Source organism: Paraburkholderia caffeinilytica (assembly GCF_051027425.1).
In the GTDB taxonomy this organism is placed as follows: Bacteria; Pseudomonadota; Gammaproteobacteria; order Burkholderiales; family Burkholderiaceae; genus Paraburkholderia; species Paraburkholderia caffeinilytica_A.
Window position 1 is genome coordinate 1,404,522 of record NZ_CP186553.1, and the last position, 18,454, is coordinate 1,422,975.

An 18,454-nucleotide genomic window follows, 5' to 3' on the forward strand; every position below is an offset into this window, starting at 1 on the left:
CTAACAGACTCAATGCGGCGCCCTAACGAGAATAAATGAGGACGGACATGGCCATGATCATCACCGAAACAGAGGGGCTTGCACTACCTCTTGCCGACGTCTCGGCGCGTACTACATATGACACCGCGCCGCGCCTGCGCGATGCATTGATCGAAGTATCGGCGAGGACAGCCGCGGCCGTATTGTTGAGCCTGTTCGCGTACCTCGCGATCCAGCGCTTGCGTGCGGACCCCGGACGTATCACGCTGTTGCTGCTGGTGGTGGCCGAATGCGTGACGGTCGGCTTGTCGCTGTTCTCGCGTGTGCCGATGAAACGCGACTGGCGGCCGCTCGCGTTCATCTTTTCGATGGGCGGCACGTACTACTTTCTGGCCGTACGCCTTTCGCCCGGCGCGCAACTTGTGCCGGAGACAGTGGGCGCGTCATTGCAGTTGCTGGGGATTTGCTGGCAACTGTTCGCGAAGGCGTCGCTCTCCCGCTCGTTCGGCATCTTGCCGGCCAATCGCGGTGTGGTATCGCGCGGCGCCTATCGCTTTGTGCGACATCCGATGTATCTCGGTTACGTCATCGCCGACATCGGCTTTCTGCTGGTGAACTTCGGCTTGCAAAACCTGCTGGTGTACGGTTGCCAGTTCGCCTTGCAGGTAGGGCGGATCGTTCGTGAAGAGCAGCTTCTCTCAGCGGACGAAGGGTATCGGACATACAAGGGACGCGTACGCTATCGCGTGATTCCCGGCGTGTTCTAGACCCCGCTCGCGTTGCGCACGGCTTTGCCGCCCGTCACACAGACGATCACGGTGGCCAGGACGAGCACGCATAGCGCCACGCGCAGGCCGAGCAAACCCGCACCGAGTCCGATCAATGGCGGCCCGACCAGGAAGCCGGCATAGCCGGCGGTGGCGGCCATCGAAACCCCGACCGCCGGCGTAACGGTCGAGCGGCCCGCCGCGCTGAAAATGACCGGGACGATATTCGCGAGACCGACGCCGACCATGGCAAAGCCCACGCAAGCCGTGAGCACGGTCGGCAGGCTCAACACCAGTGCGAGCCCGGCCGCCGCCAGCAGGCCGCCGAAGCCGATCACCCGGCTCGAACCGAAGCGCCGCACGGACACATCGCCGACGATGCGGCAAGCCGCCATCGAGAACGCAAACGCGGAGTAACCGACCGCCGCGATGCTGGCTGCTTCGCTCAAGGTGGCGCGCAAATACACCGCGCTCCAGTCGGCCACCGCGCCCTCCACCAGCATGCAAAGGAACGCGAGCAGGGCGAGTTTCATCACTTTGGCGTTGGGCAACGCGAAGCCGCTGGAGGACGCGGCCGCACGCGGACCGAGATCGCGCAACGCAAGCAGGGCGGCAGCGGCCATGAAGACGGCGATGAACACGTCCGGCAACACGAGACCGCCGATCACGCCGATGCCGTTTTTCTGAAGCATGGCGCCCGTCGCCGCGCCGAGCAGGCCGCCCGCACTCCACGCCGCATGAAACGACGACATGATCGGCGACTTCCACTGTGTTTCGATCGTACTGGCGTGCCCGTTCATGGAGACGTCGAGCGCGCCGTTCGCCGCGCCGAGGGCGAGGAGCACGATCCACAGCGTCGGCAGATTCGGTGCGAACGCGGGTAGCGGCAGCGTCACGATAAAGGCCGCGCCGAGCAGCGCCGTGGCCCGGCCGCTGCCGAAGCGTGGCGCCAACTGTCCCGCCAGCGGCATGGCCACGATCGCGCCCAGCGCAAAGGCGAACAGTGCGATGCCCAGCGAGGTGTCGCTGAGCGCCAGGCTTTCCTTGATACGTGGCACTTCGACCGCCCACGCGCCGATCCCGAATCCGTTGGCGAGAAATACGCCGAGGGTGGCCACACGTTCCTTGAGCGGCTTCGTGTCTGACTGCACGAACGGCTTGGCGAGCGTTTTCATGAGCGCGCCACCTTCACTTTGTCGCAGACCGCTTCCAGCAGCGCGCGCCGTTTGGCCGTCACATCCGCCTCGACGAACAGATAGTCCACGGCGCTTGCCGGTGCAACGGAAAACGGCGCGGCGGTCATCAGTTTTTCCGACGTGATGGCAATGGCCACCTGGCTGCTTGCTTTGACCATCGCCCGTTTGAGTTCGGCGTCTTCGGCGTCGAACGCGGCGAGTCCTTCGTCTGGATCGAACGCGCAGGCGCCGAGGAAGCAGAGATCGGCCTTGATCTGCTGGATCTGCAGCAAGGCGGTGGCGCCGGTTGAGGCGGCCGCGCTCTGGGCGATGCGCCCGCCGATGAGAATGATTTCGAAGCCCGGCCGGTTGAGGAGGCGCGTACACACTTCCGGCGAGTTCGTTACGACGGTGAGGTCCGCGTTGTCCGGGAGCGCCGCGGCGATCGCGACGTTGGTCGATCCGGTGTCCAGCAAAACGATCTGCTTCGGCCGGACGATGGACACAGCGGCGGCGGCAAGACGAGCCTTGCGATCCACCGCTTCGCTCATGCGAACCTGCGCACTTTTGCCGGAAGGCGAAAGCAGCAAGGCGCCGCCGTAGACGCGCTTGCAATGGCCCTGCTCGGCGAGGTCGCGCAAGTGACGGCGGACCGTATGTTCGGAGGTCTGAAATTCAGCCGCGAGTTCGGACGCGAGGACGCGACCCTGCGCCCGCAGCCGTTCCAGAATCAGCCGTTCCCGTTCTTCGGGCAGAAGCCCGTCCATTGCATCCTGTCGCGTTCGTTGCATGACGTCACCTTGCCTGATTGCGAATCGGTCATAATCGAGCAAAATATATCGTAAACGAGCGACCGGTGCAAATGACCGGCTGGACGGGGCTTCCGAGCGATTTTCACCGCCTTCCGGTCGACATTTGGACCCTCACGGAGCCATCGTGCCCGCGCTTTTCACCGTGCAGGCGGCGGTGACTTTCTCGCCGTCGCTGAATGAAAACGTCAGCGGGATCGTCGTGCCGACCTTGAGCGGCTGTTTCGGATGTTCCAGCATCACGTGATAGTTGCCCGGCGCAAAGACGAGCGAACCGTGCGCGGGCACGGCCACCTGATCGACCATCGCCATCGACGACGTGCTGCCCTGGCTTTGCGTCTGATGCAGCATGGCCATGCCGAACGCCTTGGAGTCGACGCCGACGAGATCGACCGGTTGGTCGCCCTTATTGCTCGCCTTGAAATAGCCGCCCGATGGCAGATCGCCCGGCAACGCGCGGATCCAGCAGTCCGATACGCTCGCCGCTGCTGGGCCGTTCGCCGCGGCGCCCGCGAACGCCTGCATGGATGAACCGCACAGCAAGGCGGCGAGTAGAAGGTTGCGGAAAGTCGTCATGATGTGCTCCTGGTTTTGACTGTGGGAATGAAGCGTTAAGCAGGTTGCCGCGCGGCGCGGCCAAAAATCGTGCGGTCGGCGAGCCACACTGCGAGCAGCGTGGCGCCCATCAATGGGAAGACGATGCCGAGCAGAACGAGGCCGGTTTTCCAGCCGCGCATGGGCGGTGCGGCACGTTCACGTGACGGTGCGCTGAGTGAGCGCTGCGGCCGTCGCTTCCACCACATCACGAAGCCGGTCACGGCCATTCCCGCGAGCCCGAGCGAAATCACGGCGCAGAGAATCTGATTGGCGACGCCGAAATAGCGGCCCATATGCAACGACGTGCCGTACGACACGGCCTTCGACACTGCGCCGTAGTCGCTGTAACGGATATCTTTCAGCACCGCGCCGCTGTATTGATCGATGTACAGCGTGCGTTCGTCTTTCGGGTCGGCCGGAAAGTACGAAACGGTGTAGACGCCCGTAGCGGAGGCGGGCAAGACGATGTCGTAACCACTCGAGACACCGAGCGATGCGACGAGGGTGACGATGCGTCCAAGCGGCAGCGCTTGCGCTGCGTGTGCATCGGCGGATTGCGGTACGGGCGTGTTGCCGACGGCCCATGGCGTGAGCGGCAACGGCAGGTCGTCCATCACCATGCCAGGCATCGAATCCATGTTCGCCTGGTGCGCGGCGTGTTCGTCGTGTGCGTCGTGTTCATGGGTTGACGGGTGTGCGCCGTGAGCCGATTGCGTTTCGGCGCCTGTGTCCGCATGCTTATCAGCGTGCATGCCTGGCATGACGGAGCGCAACGGCAAGCCGCCCCATGAACCCGGCGGCGCGCCGAGATTGGCGGCGCTCGCGAGAGCCTTGAACTGCTTGCCCCATGAACCCGTCCAGGGCAGACCGCTCAGCACGAATACGAGCGCGCCGAGCGCGAGCCAGATACCCATTACGGCGTGCAGGTTCTTCCAGAATGGGCGTCCTTTTAGCGAGAAACGCGGTACCAGTGCCGCGCGTGTGCTGGTTTTGTCGCGCGGCCACCAGAGTGCGACGCCGGTGCCGATCATCACCAAGGTCCAGCATGCGGCCAGCTCCATCAGCAATTCACCGGGTTTGCCGAGCAGCAGCTTGCGATGAAGCATGCGGTCCACCTGCATGAAGCGGCGTTCGACGCTCAGCGTGCCCAATACTTCGCCGCTGTACGGGTTGAGATAGACGCTCTGTTTTTCGCCATCGGCAAGACGAAAGATGAACTCGGTGCTGCGGTCCGGTGTGCGCGCGATGGGCGCAGTCACCGCACGCGCATTGGCCGGCATCGCCGCGCGGGCTTTGGCAAGCAAGGCATCTTCGCTCAGCCTGGGCGCGGCTTGCGGTTCGACGATCAGGCGGTGCGGATAAAGCAAGGGTTCGATTTGCGGCTGGAAGCAATACAGCGTGCCGGTGATCGCGAGCACGACCAGAAACGGCATCACAAAGAGCGCTGCATAAAAGTGCCAGCGCCAGAGCGTGCGGTAGCCGGCGCTCGCCGTGCTTGCCGCCGAAGTCGTGCGTTGAGCGGTGGTGGTGGACATTGAATCCTCCTGAAGCAGATAGAGTGGGTCGATCGGTTTGCGCAGCGATGCACGCGCTGGTTTGCCGCTTGCGAATGCGTCGAATGCGTCGAATGCGTCGAATGCGTCGAATGCGTCGAATGCGTCGAATGCGTCGAATAGATCGACTACAACGACTACAAGGCGAATGAAAATGGGTGCGTGCAAATCGCGTGTCACGTTCACATGCGCAACTTTCCTTCGACGTAGAACGTGCGGCCCGGATACGGGTGATAGACGAAGTAGCGCGCGTCGAACAGGTTGTCCACGCCGATCCCGACTTCGCTCAGCTTGGTCGGCTTGAACGTGAACTTCGCGTCCGCGACCGTGTACGAACTGGTGCCGCCGAATACATTGGGATTCGTGTCGGTATTGGTGAGCGTGTTGTATTCGCGGCCGGAATAGCGCGCGGCAAGCGTGAGCGCCGAACGTTCGTCGATGTGATACGTCGCGGCGAGATTGGCGCGCCACAACGGAATCCGATAGAAGTACTTGCCGACGGTCGCCGGGTTCTGCGCATTCGCAATGATCTTCGACTGCGTGTACGCCACGCTCGCGATCAGATCGAGGCCGCGTACGAAAACATCCTGTCCCGAGTAGCTCGTTTCGACGCCGCGCGAGCGCACCTTGCCGATGTTCTGGAAGTTCGTCACGTTCGGAATCACGGTCGTATCGGTCTGACTGAAGATCGTGTTCTTCACGTCGTCCTGAAACAGCGAGAAACGAAACACGCCGTTCCAGTGGGCCCATTCGGCAGTCAGCTCTTTCGAGAGATCGTCTTCGGGCTTCAGATTCGGATTGTTGTTGACGATCGAGGAGCCGTTGATTTGCCCCTGGAACATCTCGCCCACAGTCGGAAAGCGGTAGGCGCGGCCAATGGACGCGCGCAGGATCAGATCGTCGGTGACGTCGAACGAGAGCGAAGCCTTCGGTGAGAAGTGATGCTGATTTGCGTCGCTGTACGGCATGGTTTTGCCGGACAGCGCTTGCGAGCCATCGTAGGCTTGCCAGTCTTCATACCGTACGCCGTAGACCAGTTTCCAGCGCGGCAAAAAGCGCCATGCATCCTGGGCATACAGTGCCTGAGTCTGCGTCTTGCCTTTGAATGCATTGGCAAACGAGGTCGCCGCGCCGTCGCGCCAGTTCAGCGTGTTGTAGCTCTCGTTATCGAGGAAGTAGTTGTCGTAGTGATAGCCGAAGCTCAGCGCGTGGTTCGTCCATCCCGCTTGCGGCGTGACGGGTGTGTACGTGGTGCGCAGATCGAGCGTTTTCCAGCCGGTGCCGTCGCCGAAAATCACCGTGCCGGGGCCGTTGCCCGGCGCACCTGAATTCGCGGTGCGCGCCACGCTATTGCCGATGTCGTAATACGAAGCGATCGCTTCGCCGTTCCAGCCGGTAGCGTTGCGGGTCTTAAGCGTGACGCCATATAGCCAGTTCTCGCTGTGGCCGAGACTCGGCGCGAGGGCGGCGGCCGGAATCGTGTACTCGTAGCCGCCGATCGCAACCTTGCCGCTGTATACGGGGTTGCCGTTCGCGTCGCGCAGGAAACTCGACGTCGTGCTGTTGTAGGTCTGGTGCCAGTAGCCGAGCGTAAACGCGCCCTGCAGTGTCGGCGTGAAGTCGTACTGCATCTTCAGCTTGAACTGGTCCTGCACCGTATGTTCGATTCCCTCGCCGTTCACGCCGAGCACCGCGGTCGGCGTGTTGGTCTGGTTGTTGTAGAAATACGCGCCGGTAACCGGCGTGTCGCCGGCTTTGGCTGGCGTGCTGGACTTGGCGAGCGTGGCGAATTGCAGCGGCTGGCTCGTGTTCTCCAGGTGATTCACGCCCAGAAAATAGGAGAATTTCCCGATCCGGTCGCCGATCGACGCGCTCGCTTCGCTGCCGTTGAAATTCTGATTTACGCCGAACAGGCTGAAGTGCTGCGTGAAGGCTTTGACGTCGGCGTTGGCTTCGAACTGCTTCGGCATGCGAGTGCTGATGAGTACCGTGGCGCCCAGCGAATTGCCCGGATAGAGCGCGGAAAACGGCCCGTAGATCACGTCGACCTGCTGGATCTCGTCGGGAAACACCATCGACCAGCGCGGCGGAAACGAATAGCTGTTGCCGAGCAGATTGCTGAGCAGCAGGCCGTCCGCATAGACGAGACCGCGCGCGCTCTGCGTGTTGCTGGTGCCGCGCACGGCGATGATCGAATTCAGATCGCCGATAAAGCGCTTGCGCACGGCGAGATTCGGCATGTACTTCAACACGTCTTCGGTGTTGACGACGTTCCAGTTGTCGAACTGCTCACACGTGACGGTTTCCACCGAGGCCGGCAGATTGGGGTCGACGGCGCGCGGAGTGGCGACGGCATTGGCGGTGACGCTGACGGCGGGCAGCGTGGCGTCGGCGAGTGCGCTATCCGCGTGAGCCGGGGAAGCGATAAATGCCGGTGCGAGCGCCGGCACTAACGCGGGCAGACAAACTGGAAAATACGACAGCGGCCGCCGGCCGGATGCAATGCGCCCGGCGCCACGGCGGGCGCAAAAGGGCAGCCCTCGCAGAGGGAAGTTGAACATGAACGTTTCCTCGATGCATTGAACAGGCGATCGCGCGCCCCTCAGCAGGTGCGACGAGATGCGCGATCAGGAACAACAGCGATCAGGAAACGGCAGGCGGGTCTCTGGGGCGTCCGGACGGGAACGCGCCGAGCGGTGTGAAGCGGGTGGAGAGGGCGGGCGGCGCGGTGCCGGCCAGCGCGAGCGCGGGCGGCGGTTCGACGGCCGCAACGCCCGGCATGGCGACGTGATGTTCGAGCAGGTGGCAGTAACCGCATGCGCCGAAGGCGTCGTCGTGGCTTAGATGGACGGGCGCCGGGCTGGCAGGCGCTGATTGGCTCGCGAGGCTCTGATTGCCCGGCTGTAGCGCCGAACAGAGCACCGCGAAGGGCTCGTGCGCGCGGTTCGACACCAGCATCTGACTCACGACCGGCGCGAACACGACAAGCCACATGGCGATCAGGCCAAGCCAGGCGGTCATGCGGTTGCGGGAGCGTGGAGTCATGTCGGTCAAGGTAAAGACGCGGGCGATTCTAGCACTGCCGCGCAGTCTTTTCTCGTCTGATTCCGCTTATTGCGCAGGGTATAGCGTTGGATTAGAAGCCGGAAACCCGCTCATTTCCGGACGTTACCGCGTGACCGTTTCCCTTAAGCTGCGTGGTACATGTTCGGCTTTCCACGCCGGCGTTCCGGCATGCCTGCGCAAAAACGCGGCTGCGCGACACGCCGGACAGGGCGTGAAACGTGCGATTGACCCGGCCTGAACGCCGCCGACCCCAGCTACGACGACTCATGACAGCCACGCAGACGCGCGCATCCTCGCGCGCAACCTCCGCAACCTCGATCACCGACATCAATCAGCGGGCGGCGTCGCTCTGTTCGGCCGGGCAATTTGCCGAGGCCTGGCTGCTGGTGAAGCCGGTTCTCGAACCGCGCGCCGGTGTACCGGAAGACGCGCGGGCGGACGCGTTGAATATCGCGGGCGCCTGTTCGTATGCGCTGGGCAATCTGCCGGACGCGGAAACCTATTGGCGCCAATGTCTGCGCGCAAAACCCGGCTACGCCGAGGTGTACAGCAGTCTCGGCATGCTGCTCAAATCGGTCGGCCAACTGTCGGCGGCCAAAGCGGTGTACCGGCAACTGGTCGCGCTGCGGCCCGACCAGGCCGACGCGCACAATAATCTCGGCATCGTGCTCTACGGGATGGGATACAGGGACGAGGCGGAGGCGTCGTATCGTCAGGCGGTTACGATCCGTCCCGACTATGCTCAGGCGCACTACAACCGGGCCATCGTGCTGCACGAACTGCGCCGGATGCAGGAAGCAGAAGTGTCCTATCGGCAGGCGCTGATCGGACTGCCGGACCATGCCGAGGCGCACAACAACCTGGGCAACGTGCTGATGGAACTGGGCCGCATTGCCGAGGCAGACGAGGCGTACCGGCAGGCGCTGACCATCAAACCGCAGTATCCCGAAGCGCTCAATAATCTCGGCGGCGTGCTGAAGGCCGCGAACCGCCTGGCCGAAGCCGAACTGGCGTGCCGGCTCGCGCTGGCCATTCGCCCGGATTACGCCCAGGCGCACCTCAACCTCGGTGCGGTGCTGGCCGATCTCAAGCGTCTGCCCGAGGCTGAAGCGGCGTATCGGGACGCCATCGCGCATCGCCCGGACTATGCGGAGGCGCACTACAACCTCGGCCTCGCGCTGTTCAACATGGAGCGTCTGCCCGAGGCCGAAGCGGCCTACCGGGAGGCGATTCGCTACCGGCCCGACATCGTTCACGCGCACAACAACCTGGGCTGCGTGCTTCGTCTGCAGGACCGGTTGCCGGAAGCCATCGGGGCCTTCGCACAAGCGCTCGCGCTTCGCCCCGATCTGGCCGAGGCGCACTACAACCTCGGGACCGCGCTGGCGCAACTCAGGCGGCTGCCTGAAGCCGAAGCCGCTTACCTGCGGGCGCTCGCTTTACGTCCCGATTACGGCGACGCCCGCTTCGGTCTGGCCGTGACGGTGCTCGGTATGGGCCGCTTTGAAGAGGGCTGGCGCCTGTACGAGTGCCGCTACGATCAGCCGGGTTTCGTGCATCACAAGACGCGCGCGATGTTGAGCTGTCCGCAGTGGCAAGGCGACACGCTCGCCGGCAAGTCCCTGCTGGTCTGGCAGGAAGACGGGCTCGGCGATATGGTCCAGTTCAGCCGCTATTTCGCCTTGCTCAAGGCGCAAGGGGCCGCGCATATCGCCTTTGCGTGCATGCCTGCCTTGCACCGGTTGATGGCCCCGGTGGACGGTATCGACGCCGTGCTCGATCACGACACGGCCATGGCCCGCGTGGCCGCGTCCACCTACGACTGCTGGACCAGTCTGCTGAGCGCGCCGCTGCATTTGCGTACGACCGTCGAGACGATTCCGCGTCCGGTTCGACTCACGGTCGAGCCGTCGCTCGTCGAAAAATGGCGGCCGATGCTCAAGACTCTGCCGCCCGGCCGCAAAATCGGGCTGGTCTGGAAGGGCAACGCGAAACATCATAACGATGCGAACCGGTCGATCCCCACACTCGCCACGCTCGCGCCGCTCTGGAGCGTGCCGGGCCTGAACTTCGTGAGTCTGCAAAAAGGCCAGGGCGAGGATGAGGCGCACAACCCGCCGGCCGATCAGCCGCTGCTCGACCTCGGCTCGGCAGTGAACGATTTCGCGGACAGCGCCGCGATCATCGAGCAGCTCGACCTGGTGATTTGCGTGGATACGTCCACGGCGCATCTGGCCGCGTCGCTGGGCAAACCGTGCTGGGTGATGTTGCCGGAGAAAGACATCGACTGGCGCTGGCTGCACGAGCGCAGCGATTCGCCGTGGTACCCGCACACGCTGCGGCTGTTCCGCCGGGCGCCGGGCGAAGACTGGTCCGTGTCCGTCGAGAGAGTGCGGCAGGCGTGTGTGGAGCGATTCTCCGCCGGGGATGCCGGCGGATTCCTCATCTGATCTCATCTGACCCGCTGCCCACGCTTGCGGCGCCGCTGGCGCCGAAGTGTAGAGCCGGCTCCCGGTCGCCTCGGGTGCCTGGAGTTCTTCTGAGGCGGGCATGGGCGGCGTGGTTGCAGCCGCGCCGTACCGCGCTTTCCGGGCCTCGGGTGGAAAGCCTCTCGCTGGCTGCATGTCCAACCTGGCCGCAACGGCCGGGCGATATTCAGGATTTCCTTACGCTATATTCCGGGCTTCCTGACTCCGCGGTGCATACTCCCGGTTCCTCAACGCGTGCAGAATAGACGAAACCAGAACCATATCGCGCGCGGGGATAGATGACGCACAGTATGTTCGACGCATGGTGGAATATGCGATCTTCGAACTGCATCGTCTCGCCCACGTTGGCGGCATGAAAGAACTCACTCTACGGTTCGGGCACATCGCGGCGCGTCATGCGCACGACGCGTACGATTGCCCGTTCACGGCGCGGCTCCGTGCGCCTGCTCGTGACGACCTGCCTGTCGAAAGCCATACTCCAGCCTATCAAACGACATCTGAAATGCGAACCTGAGCCATGAGCGAGCCGAACATACCTGCTGGCGAAGGTCCAACGATCCTCATTGCGGATGACACGCCGGCAAATTTCGGCGTGGTCGTCGACAGTCTGACGGGGCGCGGTTTTCGGGTACTCGTTGCGCTCGACGGCGAGGAGGCGCTTGCGCGCGCGCTGTTTTCGCAGCCGGACCTGATCCTGCTCGACGTGAAGATGCCCGGGATCGACGGCTTCGAGACCTGCAGGCGGCTCAAGGCGGATGAGCGCACGCGCGACATCGCGGTGATTTTCATGACGTCGTTGACCGGCAGCGAGGACATGGTCGAGGGTTTTTCGGCCGGCGGCGTCGATTACGTGACCAAGCCGGTTCGTGTCAATGAAATGATGGCCCGGATCGAAACCCACCTGGCCTTGCGCGTAATGCATCGGAAACTTGTCGCGCAGAACCAGCAGCTTCTGACCGAAGTGTCGGTTCGCCAGCAGGCCGAGGCCGCCTTGTCGCGCGTGCGCGATGAACTCGAACAGCGCGTGGATAAGCGCACGAGGCAACTGGCGGAGTCGAATGCCAGGCTGTCCGCTCAAGTCGACGAGCGCCGCCGGGCCGAAGCAAAACTGCAGTCGAGCGAAGCGCGCTTTCGCACGATTGTCGAGACGAGTCCCATACCGCTATGCATTACGTCGATGCCTGAGGGAGACATCCTGTACGCGAACGAACCGCTGCGGGACCTGTTCGGTCACGATGCGCGCACGGGCATGGTGACCAACATCGTCGACTTTTATGTGGATCCCGGCGACCGTGACCGGCTGGTGTCGCATCTGTGCACGGAGGGGAGCTTCAACAACAGCGAAGTCCATATGCGGCGAGCGGACGGCACGGAGTTCTGGGCCATGGCGACCGCGCGCGTGGCGAATTTCGGCGATGGCCCCGCGATTTACGTCGGCCTGAACGACATCACGGCGCGCAAGCGTATCGAGCAGGAGTTGTTCGAGTCGCGCAATCAGCTGCGCGAATTGTCCGCGTATATGGAGGCGATTCGCGAAGAGGAGCGCAAGCGCATCGCGATGGAAGTTCACGACGAACTGGGGCAATTGCTGACCGCTCTGAAGATGGACGTTTCGCTGTTGAAGATGCGCCTGGGCGCGGACGCCGACACTGACGCGATGCGCAAGGTGGAAGACATGCGCGAACTCGTCGAGAAGACGATCTGGATGGTGCGCAATGTCGCGAATCATCTGCGGCCGGTGGCGCTGAACTTCGGGGTCGTTTCGGCGCTGGAGTGGCTGGTCGAAGACTTCGTACGGCGCAACAACATTCCGTGCCAGTTGCACATCAATGGCGGCGAGCCGGTGCTGCCGGATGCCTACGCCACTGCCGTATTCCGCATTGTTCAGGCTTCGCTGACCAACGTTGGACGCCATGCGAATGCGGCGCGGGTCGACGTGACACTGACCAGCACCGCGACGACGCTCGACCTTCACGTGAGCGACGACGGCAGCGGTTTCGATCCGGCCACCGCGCGCGCAGGGTATTCGTACGGCCTGCTCGGCATGCAGGAACGCGCCCGCCTGATCGGCGGAGCGATGACGATCGACAGTGCGCAGGGCGTGGGTACAGCGATTTCCATTCACATTCCGCTCGCAGGCGGGAGCCATCATGATTAACGTCCTGATCGCCGATGACCACGCGATCGTGCGCGGCGGTCTGAAACAGATCCTCGCGACGACGCACGATATCGTCGTCGCCGCCGAGGCCGCACAGGGTTCGGAAGTGCTAGACCGGCTACGCACGGGACAATTCGATCTCGTGCTGCTGGATATGACGATGCCCGGAATCAGCGGGGTCGATCTGATCCGCCGCGTGCGTGCCGAACAGCCGCGTCTGCCCGTGCTGGTGTTAAGCATTCACAACGAAGCGCAGGTCGTGTCGCGAGCGTTGCGCGCCGGCGCGACGGGTTATGTGACGAAGGACAGCGACCCCGACATTCTTCTCGCCGCGATCCGCAAGCTGGCCGGTGGAGGGCGGTTCATCGATCCGAAGCTGGTCGATGCGATGGTCTTCGAAACGCATTCCGGCGACGCGCCGCCCCACGAGATTCTGTCCGACCGCGAATTCCAGGTGTTGCGAATGCTGGCGGCCGGTAAGAGCATCAACGACGTTGCCGAATCGTGTTCGCTGAGTGCCAAGACCATCAGCACGCACAAGATGCGTCTTATGCAGAAACTCGGCTTCAGCAACAACGCCGAGTTGATCCGGTATGCGATCAGGCACGGTCTGGTGACGGAATGACGCTGTCGTTAAGGAAATCCTGATGGCTGAACCAGTGTTTCCTGAATCAACAATCCGCCGCTGCTGACTGAATAGTCCTCGCGGCTACCTCACGATCACCTGATGGGAACAGGAACACAGGGGGCGAACGTGGTTACGACGAAAAGCTCACTACGCGGGATGCGTGAAAAATTACAGGCAACGGTACCCGGTACACGTTTTTGCCGGAAGCCGGCCTCTGCAAAATGGGTTTCGAGCCGACCGTTGCATGACATGACGGGGCGGCCCAAAGGAGACCACGAATGAGCACGCATAGCACGGGCGAACTATCGAGGCACGAGACGGAATTGCGCGCGTGGATGAGCGGGTGGTACGACCACGCGGTCACGCTCGGCTTCATCCGGCCGCCCTTCATACTCGATGACGCGACCGCATTGAGGCTGGAAGGCTATTTCAACGTAGGATTGACGCCCGCGGACGCGGTCAGTGCGATCTTCGGCGTGGTGCATTGATCCGTTAGATCTTCGACGCAATCCGATAGTTCGCAGAGCTCCTGAAAGGACGCGGCGTTACTGGTTTCGAACAGAGGGTGCCGTCTGAGATCGCGCAGCGCGTTGCCAAGGCGCCGAAGCGCCGCGGGATCGCTGTTCATCAGGGGCCAGCCTTGCAGCAGATACGTCAGCGGAATGACGCTTCTCTTTTCGCACCACAGATCGAACAGGCGCGAGCATATCGCGTTGATATGCTCGACCGCATTTTCTCGCTCGGACAGATAGGGAACCATGACGACACCTGGAAGCAGGACGATTTACATGCCTTTATCCTAAGCGGCCAGTTATTGCGGTGATGTCAGGAGATCAAGAAAAATAGCCGGGTCGATGCTGAACTTCGGGTCAGGGAATCCTTAGCCGATATCGCGTGCTATGCTTGAATCGACAACGGATCTCCACGCAACAGACCCGCATCCGTGTCGACGACAAGGCAAGTGCTGTCCAGAATGCTGCACCGGTCGGCACAGGGCTGCGCCGGGCACGACCTCGATCGCTGACCATGGACTACCGTCATTTGCAACAGCGCAAGAGCCTGCATGGCCGCATCGTGCGGGAACTCGGCATGGATATCGTGAGCGGCAAGGTAGAACCGGGTCAGCGCTTGCCCGCCGAGGCTGTCCTATGCGAGCGCTATGGCGTGAGCCGCCCGGTACTGCGCGAGGCCACGCGCGTGCTCGTGGCGAAAGGGCTGGTGGTGTCGAAACCGCGTGTCGGCAGTGTCGTGAAGCCGCGCGCGGAGTGGCATATGCTTGACCCGGACGTCCTGTACTGGACAATCAACAGCGTGCCGGAAGGCGAGTTTTTCGGTTCGCTCCTGACGGTGCGCCGCGTGATCGAACCCGCGGCGGCCGCACTCGCCGCCACCGCGGCGACAAGCGACGATCTTGCGCGCATCGCCTCGGCTTACGACGAAATGGAGCGTGCGGACACCGCAAGCGCGCTACTGACTCCCGATCTCGAGTTTCACCGCGCAATCATGGCGGCCACCCACAACGACCTGCTGGCCTATATCGGCAACATGCTGTCCCTCGCGCTGTCGGAATCGATCAAGCTGACGAGCCGTCATCCCGACACACATGCGCTTTCGCTGCCACGTCACAAGGCGATTCTCACCGCGATCCAGAGCCGTGACCCGCTCGGCGCGCGCCAGGCAAGTCTGGTCCAACTCGACAACGCGCGCGCGGATGCCGAGAGCGTGCTGGAAGCCGTGACCCAGTATCCGGCTTAATCCTCATTCGAATGCGGCGGCAGAGTCTGCGCCGCTCCGCCTGCTCGTTGCAAATCCCAATAATTGGTTTGCCGTGAAACCCGTGCTTGGGCATGCCGTGGTTCTTCATCCAGCTTCGGTAGATGAAGCTGCTTTGAAGCTGCTTTGAAGCTGTTGATGTCGGCTGAGCAGAACCATTGAGCGGAGCGTGGGCTTTCCGCTCCTCCTCTTCACATGCGCCTCCACCATGAGGCCGTTTTGATAGTAATACTATTGAAGCGGAGCATCGTGTGGATCGCTTCGACCCTTGAGCGACGGCGTTCGTCGAATCGCGCCCATACCAGCATTACATGACGCCGCACGGCTGATTTTGATTACAGAAAGCTTCACTGCGCTGCCTGAATTAATTAGTCCGACTAGTTAAGGGTATACATCGATTAGTAGGTAAAAGTGCCGTGATATAGCATTTTCTGCAGGGTCGTCATGTGTACGCGCGTGCACGCGGGTTTCGTGAAAGAGTGAAACCCGGCTCCGGTGCTTTTCCGGCCTGCGCCGTCATGCACAGTGAGGTGTTAAACAACTGAGAGACGGAGAGTGAGATGGCGCACGAGCAGGAAGACAAGGATGAAGTACAGGGCATGCGCCGCGGTCTGCTGCAAGGCGCCGGCCTGAGCGCGGCGCTGGCGCTACTGGGCGGTGTGATCACGCCGGCGCAGGCGGCAGAAGCGGGTTCGTTTCCGGGGCACAAGCGTTGGAAGATCGTATTCGTCAATCACGTCACGACGAATCCGTTCTTCGTACCTACGCAATACGGCATTCAGGATGCGACCGCCTTGCTGGGAATGGACTATCAATGGACCGGCTCGGCCAATGCCGACATCGGCGAAATGGTGAATGCGGTGAACGCCGCGATTGCCGGGAAAGCGGACGCCATCGCTGTGCCGATCGTCGACCCCAAGGCGTTCGACAAACCGATCCAGGCCGCGCTCGACGCCGGCATTCCCGTGTTCGCCTATAACGCCGACGCGCCTTCGGGTTCGACGAATCCGCGCCTCGCCTATATCGGCCAGGATCTCTACCTGTCCGGCTATCAGATGGGCGAGCGTATCGTGAGTCTCATCGATAGCGGTCTTGTCGCGCTCTTTATCGCGACGCCGGGTCAGCTCAACATACAACCCCGGCTCGATGGGGCAGCGGCTGCGATCAAGAAATCGGGCAAGAAGATCGACGTGCAAACCATCGCGACCGGCGCGACCGTCAACGAAGAGCTATCGAAGATCAAATCGTTCTTTCTCGGCCACCAGGATCTCAAGGGCATGTTCGCGGTCGACGCGGGCAGTACCCAAGGCGTGGCGGAAGTGATGAAGGAATCCAATCTGCCTGCCAAAGGCGTTCATGGCGGCGGCTTCGATCTGTTGCCGCGCACGGTCGATCTGATCCACGAAGGCTTCCTCGACTTCACGATCGATCAGCAGCCTTATGTGCAGGGTTTTTATACCGTGCTTGAAGCGTTTATCTTTCTTGCCTCCGGTGGGCTCGTTGGACCGGCCAATATCAACACGGGCCTGAAGTTCGTCACCAAAGGCACGGTCGATCCGTACCTGAGCACATCGACGCGCTATGAAGGCAAGAGCACGAAAGCCCAGATCGTGCCACGCACGGGGGCGATCAAAGGGTGACGTCTCCTGTGACGCAGACCGAAAAACCAGCCGGACACCCGAGGCGCTGGTCAGGCGCGCTCGGGCGTTCGAGCGAGGTGCGTATCTTTGCGGTTGCGCTGATCCTCAGCATTTACTTCGAGACAGTCAACCACGACTTCCTGCTGACCAGCGCGAGCCTGCAGAATCTCTCGCAGTTCATCGCGCCGGTGGCGATCATTGCGTTTGGCGAAATCATGCTGATGATCGGTGGGGAGATCGATCTTTCCGCCGGGATGGTCTTCGCATTTGCGCCTTTCATCATGTATTTCGCGATCGAGGCCGGCTTGCCGCCATGGCTCGGGATGCTCACCGGCGTCATCGCAGCGGGCCTCGTCGGGCTGATCAATGGTGCAGTGACGGTGTATCTGCGCATTCCCTCTTTTGTGACGACGCTGGGTACGTTGTTCTTCGTCAACGGTCTCACGCTGACGATCTCTCGCGGCACGCCGGTTTCGCCACCGGAGGATTCGGTCTTCTCGGCGGTCATGGGAGGGTGGGGTTACAGCGAGATCATCTGGACGCTTGCGATTGCTTTAGTGATGCACGTGCTGCTTCGTCATACACGCTGGGGATTGCATACGATTGCGTCGGGAGCGAATCAGCTTGGCGCAAGCGAAGCAGGCATCCAGGTTCGGCGCCTGAAACTCGGCAACTTCATCATTGCCTCGTTGCTTGCCGGTTTTACCGGGATCCTGGAAGGGTTCCGTATCACGTCGATTGATCCGCAAGCGGGCGGCAACCAGATCATGTTTCTTGCAGTTGCCGCAGCCGTGATTGGCGGTACGCCCCTCGCCGGTGGATCGGGCACGATCATTGGCGGGTTGATCGGCGCGGCAGTGCTGGGCATTCTCAACGACGGTTTTACGCTGATCGGTATCAACGCGTTCACCTTCAACATGATTCTCGGCGCCGCCATTCTTGGCGCCATGATCTTCAACATCCACGTGGTTCGTCTCGCGCGCAAGGGAGAATTGTGATGGCGGAGGCGGTGGAGGCGCTGCGCGGCGAAGACATTGTGAAGCGTTTCGGCGCGGTCACCGCGCTTGATGGCGTGTCGCTCACGCTAAAGCAGGGCGAGATTCTCGGCGTGCTTGGCGACAATGGCGCCGGCAAGTCGACGCTGATCAAGATTCTCACGGGGTTTCATCAGCAGACAAGCGGTAAGCTTTTTGTCGGCGGCGAGGAAACGATGCTTCGTTCGGTCGATCACGCCCGTTCGCTTGGCATTGAATGTGTCTACCAGGATCTGGCGCTTGCCAATTCGCTGAGCATTTATCACAACATGTTCCTGAACCGGGAGATCATCCGGCGAGGGCCGTTTCGACTCCTGAACAATCGCGCGATGCGCAATCGCGCCGCGGAGTGTCTGGAAGAAATCGGCGTACATGTCCCTTCGGTGGACTTGCCGGTCGAGCAGCTTTCCGGTGGTCAGCGGCAGGCTATCGCGGTTGCCCGAGCGGTCAATTCGAATGCACGAATCCTCCTGCTGGACGAACCGCTTGCTGCAATGGGTGCCCGTGAGGCGGGACTGATCATCGATCTGATCCTGCGGCTCAAGGAGAAAGGCGGTCTGTCTATCGTGATGATCATGCACAACTACGCGCAGACGCTCGACATTGCGGATCGTGTGATGCTGATGCAGCGCGGGCGTGTGACTTATCAGAGAGAGGCGGCCAGCACGTCGGTCGAGGAGCTGATGGATATTGTGCGGCGCGAATATCGGGCCATGCGGACAGGCGCGCGCTGATATTCGCCCGTTCCCTCTGTGAGCACTCAGGTTGAGTGTGATTCACCCACGC

General features: G+C 62.1%; 17 protein-coding genes. 11 read left to right on the plus strand and 6 right to left on the minus strand.

The annotated features are described in order from the left end of the window. Nucleotides 1–53: 53 nt before the first annotated feature. Nucleotides 54–746 (plus strand): methyltransferase family protein, encoded by a 693-nt coding sequence (locus ACOSV0_RS26780; RefSeq protein WP_434115209.1) that lies wholly within the window; start codon nt 54–56, stop codon nt 744–746. On the opposite strand, the gene ACOSV0_RS26785 is transcribed toward ACOSV0_RS26780, so the two are convergent. Next, nucleotides 743–1,921: an MFS transporter gene (locus ACOSV0_RS26785; RefSeq protein ID WP_434115211.1), complete on the minus strand. Its 1,179-nt coding sequence runs from the start codon at nt 1,919–1,921 to the stop codon at nt 743–745. The genes ACOSV0_RS26780 and ACOSV0_RS26785 overlap by 4 nt on opposite strands. Then, on the minus strand, nt 1,918–2,640 hold the full coding sequence (locus tag ACOSV0_RS26790; protein WP_434116155.1) for a DeoR/GlpR family DNA-binding transcription regulator: 723 nt from the start codon (nt 2,638–2,640) through the stop codon (nt 1,918–1,920). The genes ACOSV0_RS26785 and ACOSV0_RS26790 overlap by 4 nt, the downstream gene beginning before the upstream one ends. Here ACOSV0_RS26790 and ACOSV0_RS26795 point away from each other — a divergent pair. Continuing rightward, entirely contained in the window at nt 2,536–2,766 is a 231-nt protein-coding gene (locus tag ACOSV0_RS26795) for a hypothetical protein (RefSeq protein WP_434116207.1), read from the plus strand. The two genes, ACOSV0_RS26790 and ACOSV0_RS26795, sit on opposite strands and share 105 nt — an antisense overlap. Nucleotides 2,767–2,844: 78 nt before the next feature. Here the strand turns inward: ACOSV0_RS26795 and ACOSV0_RS26800 are convergent, their stop codons facing one another. From ACOSV0_RS26800 to ACOSV0_RS26815, 4 genes are all read right to left on the minus strand, one after another. Continuing rightward, nucleotides 2,845–3,306: a copper chaperone PCu(A)C gene (locus ACOSV0_RS26800; protein WP_434115213.1), complete on the minus strand. Its 462-nt coding sequence runs from the start codon at nt 3,304–3,306 to the stop codon at nt 2,845–2,847. Nucleotides 3,307–3,341: 35 nt separating this feature from the next. Then, on the minus strand, nt 3,342–4,862 hold the full coding sequence (locus ACOSV0_RS26805; protein WP_434116157.1) for a PepSY-associated TM helix domain-containing protein: 1,521 nt from the start codon (nt 4,860–4,862) through the stop codon (nt 3,342–3,344). Nucleotides 4,863–5,062: 200 nt separating this feature from the next. Then, a complete protein-coding gene (locus ACOSV0_RS26810) occupies nt 5,063–7,441 on the minus strand; it encodes a TonB-dependent receptor (protein ID WP_434115215.1) in 2,379 nt (792 codons plus the stop codon). A gap of 82 nt (nt 7,442–7,523) precedes the next feature. Beyond that, nucleotides 7,524–7,925 (minus strand): DUF2946 domain-containing protein, encoded by a 402-nt coding sequence (locus tag ACOSV0_RS26815; RefSeq protein WP_434115217.1) that lies wholly within the window; start codon nt 7,923–7,925, stop codon nt 7,524–7,526. Between the two features lie 287 nt (nt 7,926–8,212). On the opposite strand from ACOSV0_RS26815, the gene ACOSV0_RS26820 reads away from it, so the two are divergent. From ACOSV0_RS26820 to ACOSV0_RS26860, 9 genes are all read left to right on the plus strand, one after another. After that, the gene (locus ACOSV0_RS26820) at nt 8,213–10,396 is read left to right on the plus strand and encodes a tetratricopeptide repeat protein (protein ID WP_434115218.1); all 2,184 of its coding nucleotides are present in this window, start codon (nt 8,213–8,215) and stop codon (nt 10,394–10,396) included. Nucleotides 10,397–10,952: 556 nt separating this feature from the next. Beyond that, the gene (locus ACOSV0_RS26825; protein WP_434115220.1) at nt 10,953–12,593 is read left to right on the plus strand and encodes a response regulator; all 1,641 of its coding nucleotides are present in this window, start codon (nt 10,953–10,955) and stop codon (nt 12,591–12,593) included. Then, nucleotides 12,586–13,218: a response regulator gene (locus ACOSV0_RS26830; RefSeq protein WP_434115221.1), complete on the plus strand. Its 633-nt coding sequence runs from the start codon at nt 12,586–12,588 to the stop codon at nt 13,216–13,218. Before ACOSV0_RS26825 ends, ACOSV0_RS26830 begins: the two co-directional genes overlap by 8 nt. A 281-nt stretch (nt 13,219–13,499) precedes the next feature. Further along, nucleotides 13,500–13,709: a hypothetical protein gene (locus ACOSV0_RS26835; protein ID WP_434115223.1), complete on the plus strand. Its 210-nt coding sequence runs from the start codon at nt 13,500–13,502 to the stop codon at nt 13,707–13,709. A gap of 77 nt (nt 13,710–13,786) precedes the next feature. Then, on the plus strand, nt 13,787–14,044 hold the full coding sequence (locus ACOSV0_RS26840) for a hypothetical protein (RefSeq protein WP_434115225.1): 258 nt from the start codon (nt 13,787–13,789) through the stop codon (nt 14,042–14,044). Nucleotides 14,045–14,247: 203 nt separating this feature from the next. Next, the gene (locus tag ACOSV0_RS26845) at nt 14,248–14,976 is read left to right on the plus strand and encodes a FadR/GntR family transcriptional regulator (RefSeq protein ID WP_434115226.1); all 729 of its coding nucleotides are present in this window, start codon (nt 14,248–14,250) and stop codon (nt 14,974–14,976) included. Nucleotides 14,977–15,554: 578 nt separating this feature from the next. After that, entirely contained in the window at nt 15,555–16,634 is a 1,080-nt protein-coding gene (locus ACOSV0_RS26850; protein ID WP_434115228.1) for a sugar ABC transporter substrate-binding protein, read from the plus strand. 8 nt (nt 16,635–16,642) lie between these two features. Beyond that, nucleotides 16,643–17,632 (plus strand): ABC transporter permease, encoded by a 990-nt coding sequence (locus ACOSV0_RS26855; RefSeq protein WP_434115230.1) that lies wholly within the window; start codon nt 16,643–16,645, stop codon nt 17,630–17,632. After that, entirely contained in the window at nt 17,632–18,402 is a 771-nt protein-coding gene (locus ACOSV0_RS26860) for an ATP-binding cassette domain-containing protein (RefSeq protein WP_434115232.1), read from the plus strand. The genes ACOSV0_RS26855 and ACOSV0_RS26860 overlap by 1 nt, the downstream gene beginning before the upstream one ends. Nucleotides 18,403–18,454 lie beyond the last annotated feature (52 nt).

Bases quoted from the DNA above. Each gene is read 5' to 3' on its own strand.
- ACOSV0_RS26780 (WP_434115209.1), top strand. From the start codon at position 54: ATGATCATCACCGAAACAGAGGGGCTTGCACTACCTCTTGCCGACGTC.
- ACOSV0_RS26785 (WP_434115211.1), bottom strand. From the start codon at position 1,921: ATGAAAACGCTCGCCAAGCCGTTCGTGCAGTCAGACACGAAGCCGCTC.
- ACOSV0_RS26795 (WP_434116207.1), top strand. From the start codon at position 2,536: ATGGCCCTGCTCGGCGAGGTCGCGCAAGTGACGGCGGACCGTATGTTC.
- ACOSV0_RS26800 (WP_434115213.1), bottom strand. From the start codon at position 3,306: ATGACGACTTTCCGCAACCTTCTACTCGCCGCCTTGCTGTGCGGTTCA.
- ACOSV0_RS26805 (WP_434116157.1), bottom strand. From the start codon at position 4,862: ATGTCCACCACCACCGCTCAACGCACGACTTCGGCGGCAAGCACGGCG.
- ACOSV0_RS26810 (WP_434115215.1), bottom strand. From the start codon at position 7,441: ATGTTCAACTTCCCTCTGCGAGGGCTGCCCTTTTGCGCCCGCCGTGGC.
- ACOSV0_RS26815 (WP_434115217.1), bottom strand. From the start codon at position 7,925: ATGACTCCACGCTCCCGCAACCGCATGACCGCCTGGCTTGGCCTGATC.
- ACOSV0_RS26820 (WP_434115218.1), top strand. From the start codon at position 8,213: ATGACAGCCACGCAGACGCGCGCATCCTCGCGCGCAACCTCCGCAACC.
- ACOSV0_RS26825 (WP_434115220.1), top strand. From the start codon at position 10,953: ATGAGCGAGCCGAACATACCTGCTGGCGAAGGTCCAACGATCCTCATT.
- ACOSV0_RS26830 (WP_434115221.1), top strand. From the start codon at position 12,586: ATGATTAACGTCCTGATCGCCGATGACCACGCGATCGTGCGCGGCGGT.
- ACOSV0_RS26835 (WP_434115223.1), top strand. From the start codon at position 13,500: ATGAGCACGCATAGCACGGGCGAACTATCGAGGCACGAGACGGAATTG.
- ACOSV0_RS26845 (WP_434115226.1), top strand. From the start codon at position 14,248: ATGGACTACCGTCATTTGCAACAGCGCAAGAGCCTGCATGGCCGCATC.
- ACOSV0_RS26850 (WP_434115228.1), top strand. From the start codon at position 15,555: ATGGCGCACGAGCAGGAAGACAAGGATGAAGTACAGGGCATGCGCCGC.
- ACOSV0_RS26860 (WP_434115232.1), top strand. From the start codon at position 17,632: ATGGCGGAGGCGGTGGAGGCGCTGCGCGGCGAAGACATTGTGAAGCGT.